Origin of the sequence: Polaromonas sp. (assembly GCF_029945685.1) — a bacterium.
Taxonomy (GTDB): domain Bacteria; phylum Pseudomonadota; class Gammaproteobacteria; order Burkholderiales; family Burkholderiaceae_C; genus Polaromonas.
Window position 1 is genome coordinate 236,383 of record NZ_JAQSDA010000028.1, and the last position, 13,044, is coordinate 249,426.

18 protein-coding genes are annotated in these 13,044 nt (G+C 59.5%); 1 reads left to right on the forward strand and 17 read right to left on the reverse strand.

Features of this window, described 5'->3' with window-relative positions:
* Positions 1-47: 47 nt before the first annotated feature.
* Complete coding sequence (locus tag PSV26_RS21710) at positions 48-545, forward strand: GNAT family N-acetyltransferase (RefSeq protein WP_300574080.1); 498 nt, start codon at positions 48-50, stop codon at positions 543-545.
* A 153-nt stretch (positions 546-698) separates the two neighbouring features.
* Here the strand turns inward: PSV26_RS21710 and PSV26_RS21715 are convergent, their stop codons facing one another.
* The 17 genes from PSV26_RS21715 to PSV26_RS21795 form a co-directional block, all read right to left on the reverse strand.
* Complete coding sequence (locus PSV26_RS21715; RefSeq protein WP_300574083.1) at positions 699-1,205, reverse strand: peroxiredoxin; 507 nt, start codon at positions 1,203-1,205, stop codon at positions 699-701.
* A 200-nt stretch (positions 1,206-1,405) separates the two neighbouring features.
* The gene (gene rpsQ / locus PSV26_RS21720; protein ID WP_096671113.1) at positions 1,406-1,675 is read right to left on the reverse strand and encodes a 30S ribosomal protein S17; all 270 of its coding nucleotides are present in this window, start codon (positions 1,673-1,675) and stop codon (positions 1,406-1,408) included.
* Positions 1,675-1,881 (reverse strand): 50S ribosomal protein L29, encoded by a 207-nt coding sequence (gene rpmC / locus PSV26_RS21725; RefSeq protein WP_300516867.1) that lies wholly within the window; start codon positions 1,879-1,881, stop codon positions 1,675-1,677. Before rpmC ends, rpsQ begins: the two co-directional genes overlap by 1 nt.
* Before the next feature lie 10 nt (positions 1,882-1,891).
* Positions 1,892-2,308 carry a 50S ribosomal protein L16 gene (gene rplP, locus PSV26_RS21730; RefSeq protein WP_077593716.1) on the reverse strand — a complete coding sequence of 139 codons (417 nt, stop codon included), beginning with the start codon at positions 2,306-2,308 and terminating at the stop codon, positions 1,892-1,894.
* Between the two features lie 24 nt (positions 2,309-2,332).
* Positions 2,333-3,250: a 30S ribosomal protein S3 gene (rpsC, locus tag PSV26_RS21735; RefSeq protein WP_096671111.1), complete on the reverse strand. Its 918-nt coding sequence runs from the start codon at positions 3,248-3,250 to the stop codon at positions 2,333-2,335.
* Between the two features lie 15 nt (positions 3,251-3,265).
* Positions 3,266-3,595, reverse strand: coding sequence for a 50S ribosomal protein L22 (gene rplV / locus PSV26_RS21740; RefSeq protein WP_077593714.1), 330 nt, complete (start codon positions 3,593-3,595; stop codon positions 3,266-3,268).
* Positions 3,596-3,604: 9 nt separating this feature from the next.
* On the reverse strand, positions 3,605-3,883 hold the full coding sequence (rpsS, locus tag PSV26_RS21745; protein ID WP_077593713.1) for a 30S ribosomal protein S19: 279 nt from the start codon (positions 3,881-3,883) through the stop codon (positions 3,605-3,607).
* 9 nt (positions 3,884-3,892) lie between these two features.
* Entirely contained in the window at positions 3,893-4,717 is an 825-nt protein-coding gene (rplB, locus tag PSV26_RS21750) for a 50S ribosomal protein L2 (RefSeq protein WP_077593712.1), read from the reverse strand.
* Positions 4,718-4,719: 2 nt separating this feature from the next.
* The gene (gene rplW / locus PSV26_RS21755; RefSeq protein ID WP_077593711.1) at positions 4,720-5,046 is read right to left on the reverse strand and encodes a 50S ribosomal protein L23; all 327 of its coding nucleotides are present in this window, start codon (positions 5,044-5,046) and stop codon (positions 4,720-4,722) included.
* Positions 5,043-5,663, reverse strand: coding sequence for a 50S ribosomal protein L4 (rplD, locus tag PSV26_RS21760; protein ID WP_300516834.1), 621 nt, complete (start codon positions 5,661-5,663; stop codon positions 5,043-5,045). The genes rplW and rplD overlap by 4 nt, the downstream gene beginning before the upstream one ends.
* Entirely contained in the window at positions 5,663-6,343 is a 681-nt protein-coding gene (gene rplC / locus PSV26_RS21765) for a 50S ribosomal protein L3 (protein ID WP_096671107.1), read from the reverse strand. The genes rplD and rplC overlap by 1 nt, the downstream gene beginning before the upstream one ends.
* A 204-nt stretch (positions 6,344-6,547) precedes the next feature.
* Positions 6,548-6,862 (reverse strand): 30S ribosomal protein S10, encoded by a 315-nt coding sequence (gene rpsJ, locus PSV26_RS21770; protein WP_007838118.1) that lies wholly within the window; start codon positions 6,860-6,862, stop codon positions 6,548-6,550.
* A gap of 25 nt (positions 6,863-6,887) precedes the next feature.
* A complete protein-coding gene (gene tuf, locus PSV26_RS21775) occupies positions 6,888-8,078 on the reverse strand; it encodes an elongation factor Tu (protein WP_300569125.1) in 1,191 nt (396 codons plus the stop codon).
* 196 nt (positions 8,079-8,274) lie between these two features.
* Positions 8,275-10,377 (reverse strand): elongation factor G, encoded by a 2,103-nt coding sequence (fusA, locus tag PSV26_RS21780; RefSeq protein ID WP_300512160.1) that lies wholly within the window; start codon positions 10,375-10,377, stop codon positions 8,275-8,277.
* A 209-nt stretch (positions 10,378-10,586) separates the two neighbouring features.
* The gene (gene rpsG, locus PSV26_RS21785; protein ID WP_077592325.1) at positions 10,587-11,060 is read right to left on the reverse strand and encodes a 30S ribosomal protein S7; all 474 of its coding nucleotides are present in this window, start codon (positions 11,058-11,060) and stop codon (positions 10,587-10,589) included.
* A 202-nt stretch (positions 11,061-11,262) separates the two neighbouring features.
* Complete coding sequence (rpsL, locus tag PSV26_RS21790; RefSeq protein ID WP_293595927.1) at positions 11,263-11,640, reverse strand: 30S ribosomal protein S12; 378 nt, start codon at positions 11,638-11,640, stop codon at positions 11,263-11,265.
* Between the two features lie 189 nt (positions 11,641-11,829).
* A complete protein-coding gene (locus tag PSV26_RS21795; RefSeq protein WP_300574088.1) occupies positions 11,830-13,026 on the reverse strand; it encodes a D-alanyl-D-alanine carboxypeptidase family protein in 1,197 nt (398 codons plus the stop codon).
* Positions 13,027-13,044: the final 18 nt, after the last annotated feature.

The window sequence follows — 13,044 nt, forward strand, 5'->3', positions numbered from 1 at the left end:
CAGGGCGGCGAAAAAAGCCGATAAACTGGGTTTTGACTTTCAGCGCCATGCCTGCTTCTTCTCCCACCATCGAGTTCATCCCCGCGTCCACGCCGGAACAGCTGGCGGCCACACGCCTGATTTTTCAGGAGTACGCCGACCAGCTGGGCGTCGACCTCTGCTTCCAGAACTTCGAGGCCGAGCTGGCCGGCCTGCCGGGCGACTATGCACCGCCCCAGGGCTGCCTGCTGCTGGCCCTGCTCGACGGCGAGATCGCCGGCTGCTGCGCGATGCGCCCGCTGGAGACGGTGGACTACCCCAACGCTTGCGAAATGAAACGCCTGTATGTACGCCAGGGCTTTCGCCGCTTCGGGCTGGGGCGGCAACTCGCCGAAGCGGTACTGGATGCCGCGCGTATCGCGGGTTACCACTGCCTTCTGCTCGACACCCTCAACGACATGGAAGCCGCGCGGGCGCTGTACGAAGATCTGGGTTTCAGGGACATCCCGCCCTACTACCACAACCCGATAGCGGGCGCTCACTACCTGAAGGTGGATTTGCAGTGAAATCAGGCTGTAGCTCTTATCTGCTGGTCGCAGACAGCTACTTTTTTCATAGCACTCCGACAATGCCCTGGCGCCTGAACCGCCCATAAAAAAGCCGCAGATCCTGCGATCTGCGGCCTGTCTGCGGGGTCAGCCCGGCGCCCGGGCAAAGGCTCAGCCCTTGGCCTGTGCCAGCAGTGTGCCCGCGTCGCTGACTTCAAACTTGCCAGGGCCTTCCACGTTCAGGGACGCGACCTTGCCGTCCTTGACCAGCATCGAGTAACGGTTGCTGCGCAAGCCCATGCCGCGCGCGCTCAGGTCCAGCGTCAGGCCGGTGGCCTTGGTGAAATCGGCGCTGCCGTCGGCCAGCATGCGGACCTTGGTACCGGTCTTCTGGTCGCGCGCCCAGGCACCCATCACGAAAGCGTCATTGACACTCACGCACCAGATCTCGTCCACCCCGGCGGCCTTGAGTTCGTCGAATTTCTCGACATAACCCGGGACATGCTTGGCGGAGCAGGTCGGCGTGTAGGCGCCCGGCAGTGCAAACAATGCAACGGTCTTCCCGGCCGCCGCCTTGGTCACGTCAACAGGGTTGGGGCCAATGCTGCAGCCATTGCCTTCGACTTCCGAAAATTCCATCAGCGTGGCCGCGGGAAGGGTGTCGCCTACTTTGATCATGGTGTCTCCTTGTGATGATGAGAGGGGTATGCAAAAAACGGACAACCGCCATTTTCAACGATTCCGGTCAACTCGTTCACTGGCCGGCGAAAGCCCCCCGCCGATTGCGGGCGGCGCCAGGAGGGCGACTGAAAGCGGAAACAAAAACGGCCCACATCGTGGGCCGCTTTTTGAGTGACTTTCCGTCAAACCCGGAAGGCTCAGACCACAGCAGCTTTTTCCAGCAGCTTGGTCACAACCCAGTTCTTGGTCTTGGAAATCGGGCGGCTCTCGGTGATCTCGATCAGGTCACCGGTCTTGTACTCGCCCTTTTCGTCATGGGCGTGGTACTTGCTCGACAGGGACACGATCTTGCCGTACAGCTCGTGCTTGACACGACGCTCGACCAGCACCGTCACCGTTTTCGCGCGCTTGTCGCTGACCACACGGCCAACCAGGGTGCGCTTGAGGGATTTTTTAGCTTCCGTCATTATTTCGCTCCTTTGCGGGCGTTGGTCTCGGCCAAAATGGTTTTTGCCCGAGCGATGTCACGGCGCGCAGAACGCAGCGTGGCGGTGTTGGTGAGTTGTTGCGTGGCTTTTTGCATGCGCAGGCCAAAGTGGGCTTTTTGCAGCTCTTTGACTTCGGTTTTCAGGCCGGCAACGTCTTTTTTGCGCAGTTCAGTAGATTTGGTCATGGTCATTCCCTTACTGGCCGATCATGCGGCTGACGAAGGTGGTGCGCAGCGGCAGCTTGGCAGATGCCAGGCGGAACGCTTCGCGAGCCAGTTCTTCAGGCACACCGACGATCTCAAAAACGATCTTGCCGGGCTGGATTTCAGCCACGTAGTACTCGGGATTGCCTTTACCGTTACCCATACGCACTTCAGCAGGCTTTTGGGAAATCGGCTTGTCCGGGAAGACACGGATCCAGATACGGCCGCCACGTTTGACGTGACGGGAAATCGCACGACGTGCGGCTTCGATTTGACGAGCAGTGAGGCGACCGCGGTCGGTACACTTCAGACCGAAATCACCGAATGCCACCGAGTTGCCTCGTGTGGCGATGCCGGTGTTGCGGCCTTTTTGCTCTTTGCGATATTTTCTGCGAGCGGGTTGCAGCATTTGTATTCTCCGTAGTTAGACCGATTACTCGGTCTTGGCACCGTCAGCTGCTGCAGCTGGCGCGGCTTTGCGGACGCGCTTAACGGTGGTTTTCGGGGCGTCGCTACCAGGGGTAGCTTCAGCCGGTTTGTCGCTGCCATCTGCAGGGGCCGTGTTCACACCACCGACAGGACCGCGCGCTGGGCGTGCGGCTCCACGAGGTGCGGACGGACGGTCCGTGCGGTCGCCAGGACGTGCATCGCGACGCGGGCCGCGAGGCTTGCGTTCTTCATCGGAAGGTGCGGCATCCAGACGGGCGCCCGGCGAGTCGCCGCGGCCCAGGGTGTCGCCCTTGTAGACCCAGACCTTGACGCCGATCACACCATAGGTGGTCTTGGCTTCAGAGGTGCCGTAGTCGATGTCGGCGCGCAGGGTGTGAAGGGGCACGCGACCTTCGCGGTACCACTCGCAACGAGCGATTTCAATGCCGTTCAGGCGGCCCGACGACATGATCTTGATGCCCAGGGCACCCAGACGCATGGCGTTTTGCATGGCGCGCTTCATCGCACGGCGGAACATGATGCGTTTTTCAAGCTGCTGGGTGATGCTGTCTGCGATCAGCTTGGCATCAATTTCAGGCTTGCGAACTTCTTCGATGTTCACGGCGACCGGCACGCCCAGCTGGCGGCTCAGTTCTTTCTTGAGGTTCTCGATGTCCTCGCCCTTTTTGCCGATCACAACGCCCGGACGTGCCGAGTAAATCGTGATGCGGGCATTCTTGGCGGGGCGCTCGATCAGAACGCGCGACACCGCGGCGTTCTTCAGCTTGGCCTTGAGGTACTCGCGAACCTTGATATCTTCAGCCAGCATGCCGGCGAAGTCCTTGTTGCTGGCGTACCAACGGCTGGACCAGTTACGGCTGATGGCAAGGCGGAACCCGGTTGGGTTGATTTTTTGTCCCATATCCTGTCTGCCTTCTTAATTGCCAACCACAACGTACACATGGCACGTGGGCTTGCTGATACGGTTGCCGCGGCCCTTGGCGCGCGCCGAGAAACGCTTGAGCGTAGTGCCTTGCTCGACGTAGATGGTTTTCACCTTCAGTTCGTCGATGTCGGCGCCATCGTTGTGTTCTGCGTTGGCGATAGCCGACTCAACGACCTTCTTGATGATTCCGGCAGCTTTTTTCTGCGTGAAGTTCAAGATGTTGAGCGCCTGATCCACCTTTTTACCGCGGATCAGATCAGCGACCAGACGGCCCTTGTCGACCGACAGACGAACGCCCCGGAGGGTTGCACGTGTTTCCATGGTCTTTCCTTACTTTCTCACAACTTTTTTGTCAGCCGGATGACCTTTGAAAGTCCGGGTGAGTGCGAACTCGCCCAGCTTGTGGCCAACCATTTGATCGGTGATGTAGACAGGGACGTGCTGCTTGCCGTTGTGCACGGCGATGGTCAGGCCGATGAACTCGGGCAGGATCATGGAGCGGCGCGACCAGGTCTTGATCGGCTTTTTGTCTTTGTTGGTAACGGCCTTATCAGCCTTGGCTACCAGGTGCTGGTCGACAAAGGGACCTTTTTTGAGTGAACGTGTCATGGGTTAGCCTTACTTCTTGCGACGCGAAACAATCATCACTTGCGTGCGCTTGTTGTTGCGGGTGCGGTAGCCTTTGGTCAGGTTACCCCATGGATCGACAGGATGACGACCTTCGCCGGTCTTGCCTTCGCCACCACCGTGTGGGTGGTCGACCGGGTTCATCACCACACCGCGAACGGTCGGGCGGATACCCATCCAGCGCTTGACACCGGCCTTGCCCAGACGGCGCAGGCTGTGCTCTTCGTTGGCGACCTCGCCAATCGTGGCGCGGCATTCAACGTGGATCTTGCGCACTTCGCCGGAGCGCATGCGGACCTGGGCGTAGATGCCTTCGCGAGCCAGCAGCGTCGCCGATGTACCGGCCGAACGTGCAATCTGCGCGCCCTTGCCAATTTGCATCTCGATGCAGTGAATCGTCGAGCCCACCGGAATGTTGCGGATCGGCAGGGTGTTGCCGACACGGATCGGGGCCTCGGCACCGCTGACCAGCGTGGCGCCAACTTCAAGGCCGCGGGGGGCAATGATGTAGGCACGCTCGCCGTCGGCGTAGCAGATCAGCGCAATGTGGGCCGTGCGGTTGGGGTCGTACTCGATACGTTCGACCTTTGCCGGAATGGCGTCCTTGTTGCGCTTGAAGTCCACCACGCGGTAGTGGTGCTTGTGACCGCCGCCTTTGTGGCGAGTCGTGATGTGCCCGTTGTTGTTACGGCCGGCCTTCTGGAATTGTGGCTCCAGCAGCGGCGCGTAAGGCTCACCCTTGTGCAGGTGATCCCGGGAAATCTTCACCATCCCGCGCATGCCGGGGGAGGTGGGTTTCATTTTGATGACAGCCATGATTACGCAGCCTCCCCACCGATGTTCAGCTCTTGACCGGGCTTCAGCGTCACATAGGCCTTACGGATGTTGTCCCGACGGCCAGTGGATTTGCCAAAACGCTTGGTCTTGCCTTTTTGGTTGAGTACAGAAACGGCCTTGACGTCCACCTTGAACATCAATTCCACAGCGGCCTTGATTTCAGGTTTGGTGGCGTCCTGCAGGACCTTGAACAGCACGGCGTTGGATTTGTCCGCGACCATGGTTGCCTTTTCAGACACGATGGGGGCGACCAGAACCTGCATCAGCCGGCCTTCGTCAAATTTTGGTTTGGTGTTCACGGCGCTCATGCAAACATCTCCTTGAGTTTGTCCATGGCAGCCTTGGTGACCAGAACCTTCTTGTAATGAACCAGCGACAGAGGATCTGCGTAGCGGGGCTCAACCACAAGAATGTTCACCAGATTGCGTGAAGCCAGGTACAGGTTTTCATCAACCTCGTCAGCGATGACCAGCACCGACTTGAGGTTCATGGCCTTGAATTTGTCGGCCAGGACTTTCGTCTTGGGCGAATCGACGGTCAACGAGTCCACCACAGCCAGGCGGCCTTCACGTGCCAACTGGGAGAAGATCGAAGCCATGCCGGCGCGATACATCTTCTTGTTGATTTTGTGCGTGAAGTTTTCGTCAGGCATGTTCGGGAAAATGCGACCACCTCCGCGCCACAGCGGGGAAGAAGTCATACCGGCGCGAGCGCGGCCAGTACCCTTTTGCTTGAACGGCTTTTTCGTCGAGTGCTTGACCTGCTCACGGTCTTTCTGGGCACGCGTTCCCTGGCGGGCGTTGGCCTGGAAGGCCACGACCACCTGGTGAATCAGGCTTTCGTTGTATTCGCGACCAAAAACGGTATCAGGCACGTCCACTTTGGACGAAGCCAGACCTTGGTCATTCAGGAGTTCGACCTGCATCAGTTCGCTCCTTTGGCAGCGGTTGGTTTGGCCTTGATGGCGGCGCGAACCGTCACAAAACCACCTTTGGAACCAGGCACGGCGCCACGAATCATCAGCAGCTGACGGGCTTCGTCAATGCGCACGATGTCGAGGTTTTGCGTGGTTTTGGTGACGTCACCGAGGTGGCCCGTCATGCGTTTACCGGGAAACACACGACCGGGATCCTGCGCCATACCGATGGAGCCGGGCACGTTGTGCGAACGGCTGTTACCGTGCGACGCGCGCTGCGAGCTCATCTTGTGACGCTTGATGGTGCCGGCAAAGCCTTTACCAATGGAAGTACCTTGGACGTCCACCTTCTGGCCGACTGCAAACACGTCAGCGGCGGGCACAACAGTGCCGGCAGCATATTTGCCTGCGACGTCAGCCGTCACGCGGAATTCTTTCAGGATTTCACCGGCTTCAACGCCTGCTTTCGCAAGGTGGCCAGCGGCCGGCTTGGTGATACGCGACGCTTTGCGCGCACCGAATGCCACTTGCAGGGCATCGTAGCCGTCGTTTGCTTGGGTTTTCACCTGGGTCACACGGTTGTTAGACACATCCACCACTGTGACAGGAACGGTATCCCCATCATCAGTGAACAGACGCATCATGCCCACCTTGCGGCCCAGCAACCCGAGGGAGTTGCTCAGACTCATGCTTTTTTCTCCGTAACTTCCACCGCTGCGACTTCAATTGGCCGCAGACGTTTTGATGTGAAAGACTGTTAATAAAACCGTCCCGCTCATGCCAAGGCACGTTCAGGACAGCCCAAGAGTATAGCGCAGACTGCCAGCGATGGCAAATCTGCGCCGAAACCTGTTTTTTTGGGGTTCCGGCTGTTGCCGAAACCCCGACTTCACTTACTGCAGCTTGATCTCGACGTCCACACCGGCAGGCAGGTCCAGCTTCATCAAGGCATCAACGGTTTTATCCGTCGGGTCCACGATGTCCATCAGGCGCTGGTGCGTGCGGATTTCCAGCTGGTCGCGGCTCGTCTTGTTGACGTGGGGCGAACGCAGGATGTCAAAACGCTTCATGCGGGTCGGCAGGGGCACGGGGCCCTTGACGATCGCGCCGGTGCGCTTGGCGGTATCGACGATTTCGGCTGCCGACTGGTCGATCAGCTTGTAGTCAAACGCTTTCAGGCGAATGCGGATTTTTTGCTTGGTGGCCATGGTAATTCCTTAAGTGTTTGCAGAATTACGCAATGATCTTGGCCACGACACCGGCGCCGACGGTCTTGCCGCCCTCGCGGATGGCGAAACGCAGACCTTCTTCCATGGCGATCGGGTTGATCAGCTTGACGGTGATCGACACGTTGTCGCCTGGCATGACCATTTCCTTGCCTTCTGGCAACTCGATCGCACCGGTCACGTCCGTCGTGCGGAAGTAGAACTGGGGACGGTAGTTGTTGAAGAAAGGTGTGTGGCGGCCGCCTTCGTCCTTGCTCAGAACGTAGATCTCGCCGGTGAAGTGGGTGTGGGGCTTGATCGAACCCGGCTTGCACAGGACCTGACCACGCTGGACATCTTCACGCTTGGTGCCGCGCAGCAGGATACCGACGTTGTCGCCGGCCTGACCCTGGTCGAGCAGCTTGCGGAACATTTCCACGCCGGTGCAGATGGTTTTCTGGGTATCGGCAATACCGACGATCTCGATTTCTTCGCCGACCTTGACCACACCGCGCTCGACACGGCCGGTCACGACGGTGCCGCGGCCGGAGATGGAGAACACGTCTTCGACGGGCATCAGGAAGGCGCCGTCCACAGCACGCTCTGGCAGGGGGATGTAGGTGTCCAGGGCTTCTGCGAGCTTGAGGATGGCCTGCTCGCCCAGGGGACCTTTGTCGCCTTCCATGGCGAGCTTGGCGCTGCCGTGGATGATGGGGGTGGCGTCGCCGGGGAAGTCGTATTTGTCGAGCAGCTCGCGCACTTCCATTTCAACGAGTTCGAGCAGTTCTGCGTCGTCGACCATGTCGCATTTGTTCAGGAACACGATGATGTAAGGCACGCCGACCTGACGGGCCAGCAGGATGTGCTCGCGGGTCTGGGGCATGGGGCCGTCAGCAGCCGAACAAACGAGAATCGCGCCGTCCATCTGGGCAGCGCCGGTGATCATGTTTTTCACATAGTCGGCGTGGCCTGGGCAGTCAACGTGGGCGTAGTGGCGGTTGGCCGTTTCGTATTCCACGTGGGCGGTGTTGATGGTGATGCCGCGGGCTTTTTCTTCGGGAGCCGCGTCGATCTGGTCGTAACCTTTGGCTTCACCGCCGAACTTGGCTGCGAGCACGGTCGTGATCGCTGCCGTCAGGGTGGTCTTGCCGTGATCAACGTGTCCAATTGTGCCGACGTTGACGTGCGGTTTGGTCCGCTCAAATTTGCCTTTTGCCATTTCAAATCTCCAAAGAACATTGCCCGTGTCTGTTTAACGTCTCCAGCTGAGGCCTCGCCACGGGCAGCGGGCCAACCACAAAAGTGGCGCCGAAGACAGGGATCCATTCCAGCAACCGCCACGGAACCGGCTTTGCCGGGCCGTAGGCGGTGCCCCCGTGAGGGGGAGGCGGCAAAGCCGCCCCGGGGGTGTACTTCTATTTTGCGCGCGCAGCCATGATGGCTTCAGACACATTGCGCGGCGCTTCGGAGTAGTGCTTGAACTCCATGGTGTAGGTGGCACGGCCCTGCGACATCGAACGCAGCGTGGTCGAGTAACCGAACATTTCGGACAACGGCACTTCGGCCTTGATGGCCTTGCCGCCACCAACCATGTCTTCCATGCCCTGCACCATGCCGCGGCGTGAGGACAGATCGCCCATCACGTTGCCGGCGTAGTCTTCAGGCGTTTCCACCTCGACGGCCATCATCGGCTCGAGAATCACCGGGCCGGCCTTGCGGCAGCCTTCCTTGAAACCGAAGATCGCAGCCATCTTGAAGGCCATTTCGTTCGAGTCCACGTCGTGGTAGGAACCGAAATGCAGCGTGACCTTGACGTCCACCACCGGGTAACCGGCCAGCACGCCCGAAGTCACTGCCTCGTGAATGCCTTTTTCAACCGCAGGAATGTATTCGCGAGGAACCACACCGCCCTTGATGGCGTCGATGAACTCGATGCCCTTGCCCATTTCATTGGGTTCGATCTTGAGCACCACGTGGCCGTACTGGCCCTTGCCGCCCGACTGGCGCACGAACTTGCCTTCGGCATCTTCGATGGTCTTGCGGATGGTTTCGCGGTAAGCCACCTGGGGCTTGCCGACGTTGGCTTCCACACCGAACTCGCGCTTCATGCGATCCACGATGATTTCCAGATGCAGCTCGCCCATACCGGCGATCAGGGTCTGGCCGGACTCTTCGTCGGTCTTGACGCGGAAAGACGGATCTTCCTGGGCCAAACGCTGCAGGGCAATGCCCATCTTTTCCTGGTCAGCCTTGGTCTTGGGTTCGACGGCCTGGGTGATCACAGGCTCAGGGAACACCATGCGCTCGAGCATGACGATGGCATCCGGATCGCACAGGGTTTCGCCCGTGGTCACGTCTTTCAGGCCCACGCAGGCGGCAATGTCGCCGGCGCGGATTTCGCTGACTTCTTCGCGGTTGTTCGCGTGCATCTGCACGATACGGCCGATACGCTCTTTCTTGCCCTTGATCGGGTTGTAAACGCTGTCGCCCTTTTTCAGGACGCCGGAGTACACACGCACGAAAGTGAGCTGACCCACAAACGGGTCGGTCATCAGCTTAAACGCGAGCGCAGAGAATTTCTCTTCGTCGTCGGCGCGACGGGTGACCGGCGCTTCGTCTTCATCCATGCCCTTGACAGGCGGGATGTCGATCGGCGAGGGCATGAACTCGATCACGGCGTCCAGCATGCGCTGCACGCCCTTGTTCTTGAATGCCGAGCCGCAGTACATCGGCTGGATCTCGCTGGCGATGGTACGCGTGCGGATGCCCAGCTTGATTTCTTCTTCGGACAAATCACCTTCTTCAAGGTATTTGTTCATGAACTCTTCCGACGCTTCAGCGGCGGCCTCAACCATCTTCTCGCGCCATTCCTTGGCCAGCTCGACCAGCTCTGCCGGGATTTCGCTGTAAGTGAACTTCATGCCCTGCGAGGCCTCGTCCCAGATGATGGCCTTCATTTTCAGCAGGTCCACCACGCCGGTGAAGTTTTCCTCGGCGCCGATGGGGATCACCATGGGCACAGGGCTGGCCTTCAGGCGCAGTTTCATCTGCTCGACGACCTTGAAGAAGTTGGCGCCGGTGCGGTCCATCTTGTTGACAAAGGCCAGACGCGGCACCTTGTACTTGTTGGCCTGGCGCCAGACGGTTTCCGACTGGGGCTGCACGCCACCCACGGCGCAGTACACCATGCAGGCGCCATCGAGCACACGCATGGAACGCTCGACTTCGATGGTGAAGTCCACGTGGCCGGGGGTGTCGATGATGTTGATGCGGTGTTCGGGCAGGGACGTGTCCATGCCTTTCCAGAAGCAGGTGGTTGCAGCGGAAGTAATCGTGATGCCACGCTCCTGCTCCTGCTCCATCCAGTCCATGGTGGCCGCGCCGTCGTGAACTTCACCAATCTTGTGGTTCACGCCGGTGTAAAAGAGGATCCGCTCGGTGGTCGTGGTTTTCCCGGCATCGATGTGCGCGGAAATGCCAATGTTGCGGTAGTTTTGAATGGGGGTAGCGCGGGACATAAATTACTTTCAGTTCGGGGTTACGAACAAAGACTGCTGAAAGACGCCCTGCAATGACATCTCTCATGTTTTCTGCGCGTCTGCCAGCTGTGCGTTGTGCGCTCAGCTGGCAGAAATTGGGGTTGAACCGCCAGACGTCAAGGTGATGGACACCCGGAGGCCGCTCGGCAACCCGTCAAATCAGCGCAGCAAATACTGCGAACAAAAAATCAGAAGCGGAAGTGGCTGAACGCCTTGTTGGCTTCGGCCATGCGGTGCACTTCATCACGCTTTTTCATGGCACCGCCACGACCTTCGGTGGCTTCCATCAGTTCGTTGGCCAGGCGCAGGGACATGGACTTTTCGCCACGTTTCTTGGCAGCTTCCTTGAGCCAGCGCATGGCCAGGGCCATGCGGCGGACCGGACGCACTTCAACCGGCACCTGGTAGTTGGCACCGCCGACGCGGCGGGACTTCACCTCGACCATGGGCTTGATGTTGCCGATGGCCATATGGAAAGCCTCCAGCGGATCTTTGCCGGGGTTCTTTTTCTCGATCTGCTCGAGGGCGCCATAGACAATACGCTCGGCGACAGCTTTTTTGCCGCCTTGCATGATGACGTTCATGAATTTGGCAAGGTCAACATTGCCAAATTTTGGGTCAGGGAGAATTTCACGTTTAGGGACTTCGCGACGACGTGGCATTTTTTCACCTCTTTGCTTCAGTTGGCACCGCTGTGGGCGGCACCGCGAGAGTTATCAAAACCCTCACTTACTCGACCGGCGCAACAATTTGCACTTGGGTCACTTCGCTTGAAACACCTGCCAGGGTGATTCAAACACCTGTTTTTGAAGACGTCATGACAACTTCTTCTGGCGCGGGCCATGAAACCCGAGCCGGTCTGGCTTATTTGGCCTTTGGCTTCTTCGCACCGTACTTGGAGCGCGACTGCTTGCGGTCTTTCACGCCTTGCAGGTCGAGCGAACCACGAACGATGTGGTAACGCACACCGGGCAAGTCCTTGACACGACCACCACGAACCAGCACCACGCTGTGTTCCTGCAGGTTGTGGCCTTCGCCGCCGATGTAGGAAATGATTTCAAACCCGTTGGTCAGGCGCACTTTGGCGACTTTACGAAGAGCGGAGTTTGGCTTCTTGGGCGTCGTGGTGTACACACGGGTGCACACGCCACGGCGCTGGGGGGAGTTCTGCATCGCAGGACTCTTGGACTTGATCTTTTCGACCTCGCGCCCCTGGCGAACTAGCTGATTGATGGTTGGCATTTAAAACGTCCCTAAACGTCTGATTTCTGACTTGACTAAATACGTGACTATTTACGTGAAAACGTGAATCTCCCCGGAAATTCCGGAAAAGCCCTCGAGTGTAGCAGTTTGGGGGGGCGACTGCAAATTTACCCGGCCGGGGGAGGCCTCCTGCACCCTGCCCACGCCCCCCCGGGGGGGGAACGCGGCTTATTTGATCCAGAGCCGGATCGAATCCCAGGCGCGGCCCAGAATGCCGGCTTCTTCCACCGTTTCGAGCGCGACCAGCGGGATGTCCACCATGGTCTCGCCGCCCACGTTGACCTTGAGCGTTCCGAGAGCCTGCCCCCGGGTGTAAGGCGCGACCAGCGGGTCGGGCCGGGCGACCTGGGTCTGGACCTTGGCGGCGCTGCCGGCCGGCACGGCAATCACGATGGCCTCGGGCCGGCCCAGCTTGACGGTGCTGGATTTGCCCTTCCAGACCGCCGGCGAAACCACCGCCTGGCCGGCATCGAACAGCTTGACCGCCTCAAACGCGGTGTAACCCCAGTTCAGCAGCTTTTGCGACTCATTGGCGCGGGCACTGTCGCTGGTGGCGCCCAGCACGATGGCCACCAGGCGCCGGCCGCCCGACGCACCGGTGGCACCCAGGTTGGGAAAGTCGCGCTTGGCCGTGGCGATCATGCAGTAACCGGCTGCGGCGGTGTGGCCGGTTTTCAGGCCATCGACCGTGGGGTCGCGAAACAGCAGGGTGTTGCGGTTGGTGTCGTTGGCCGCAGGCGTGCCCGGGTAGCGGTACTTCTTGATCGCCGAAAAGCCCATGTAGTCGGGAAAATCCTGCATCAGGCGGGTCGACAGGATGCTCAGGTCGCGCGCCGTGGTGGTGTGGCCCGGCTCGGTCAGACCTTCCGGGTTCTTGTAGGCGGTCGATTTCATGCCCAGCGCCTTGGCCTGCTCGTTCATGAGTTTGACGAAGTTTTCAGCCGTGCCGCCCACGCCCTCGGCCAGCGCCATGGTCGCGTCGTTGCCGGACTGGACGATCATGCCCTTGATCAGGTCTTCCACCGGCACCTGCATCTTGGGATCGATGAACATGCGCGAGCCCGGCATTTTCCAGGCGCGCTCGCTGACCGGAAAGGTCTGCTTGAGGGTGATTTTTTTCGACTTGAGCGCGTCAAACACGAGATATTCGGTCATCAGCTTGGTCAGCGAGGCCGGCTCGACCGGGGAGTCGATGTCCCTGGCGGCCAGGATCTGGTTGGCCGTGATATCGAGCAGGAGGTAGGAGCGGGCAGCCACTTCCGGCGGCTGCGGCATCTGCGCTTGCGCCGCAGGCAACAGGGCCACGGAAGAAAGCAGAACCAGCGTTGACGCCAGGCCACGGAAAACAGTCAGGAAACGGTGCATGGGGAGATAAGCCCTGAA

Excerpts from the sequence above, each read along its gene's own strand:
- rpsC (WP_096671111.1), bottom strand. The coding sequence starts at position 3,250 with ATGGGACAAAAAATCAACCCAACCGGGTTCCGCCTTGCCATCAGCCGT.
- rpmC (WP_300516867.1), bottom strand. The coding sequence starts at position 1,881 with ATGACCAAATCTACTGAACTGCGCAAAAAAGACGTTGCCGGCCTGAAA.
- fusA (WP_300512160.1), bottom strand. The coding sequence starts at position 10,377 with ATGTCCCGCGCTACCCCCATTCAAAACTACCGCAACATTGGCATTTCC.
- rpsL (WP_293595927.1), bottom strand. The coding sequence starts at position 11,640 with ATGCCAACCATCAATCAGCTAGTTCGCCAGGGGCGCGAGGTCGAAAAG.
- rplW (WP_077593711.1), bottom strand. The coding sequence starts at position 5,046 with ATGAGCGCCGTGAACACCAAACCAAAATTTGACGAAGGCCGGCTGATG.
- rpsS (WP_077593713.1), bottom strand. The coding sequence starts at position 3,883 with ATGACACGTTCACTCAAAAAAGGTCCCTTTGTCGACCAGCACCTGGTA.
- rpsJ (WP_007838118.1), bottom strand. The coding sequence starts at position 6,862 with ATGGCCACCAAGCAAAAAATCCGCATTCGCCTGAAAGCGTTTGACTAC.
- rpsQ (WP_096671113.1), bottom strand. The coding sequence starts at position 1,675 with ATGACGGAAGCTAAAAAATCCCTCAAGCGCACCCTGGTTGGCCGTGTG.
- PSV26_RS21715 (WP_300574083.1), bottom strand. The coding sequence starts at position 1,205 with ATGATCAAAGTAGGCGACACCCTTCCCGCGGCCACGCTGATGGAATTT.
- rplD (WP_300516834.1), bottom strand. The coding sequence starts at position 5,663 with ATGCAGGTCGAACTCCTGAATGACCAAGGTCTGGCTTCGTCCAAAGTG.
- PSV26_RS21795 (WP_300574088.1), bottom strand. The coding sequence starts at position 13,026 with ATGCACCGTTTCCTGACTGTTTTCCGTGGCCTGGCGTCAACGCTGGTT.
- rplV (WP_077593714.1), bottom strand. The coding sequence starts at position 3,595 with ATGGAAACACGTGCAACCCTCCGGGGCGTTCGTCTGTCGGTCGACAAG.
- rplC (WP_096671107.1), bottom strand. The coding sequence starts at position 6,343 with ATGAGTCTGAGCAACTCCCTCGGGTTGCTGGGCCGCAAGGTGGGCATG.
- PSV26_RS21710 (WP_300574080.1), top strand. The coding sequence starts at position 48 with ATGCCTGCTTCTTCTCCCACCATCGAGTTCATCCCCGCGTCCACGCCG.
- rplP (WP_077593716.1), bottom strand. The coding sequence starts at position 2,308 with ATGCTGCAACCCGCTCGCAGAAAATATCGCAAAGAGCAAAAAGGCCGC.
- rplB (WP_077593712.1), bottom strand. The coding sequence starts at position 4,717 with ATGGCTGTCATCAAAATGAAACCCACCTCCCCCGGCATGCGCGGGATG.
- tuf (WP_300569125.1), bottom strand. The coding sequence starts at position 8,078 with ATGGCAAAAGGCAAATTTGAGCGGACCAAACCGCACGTCAACGTCGGC.
- rpsG (WP_077592325.1), bottom strand. The coding sequence starts at position 11,060 with ATGCCACGTCGTCGCGAAGTCCCTAAACGTGAAATTCTCCCTGACCCA.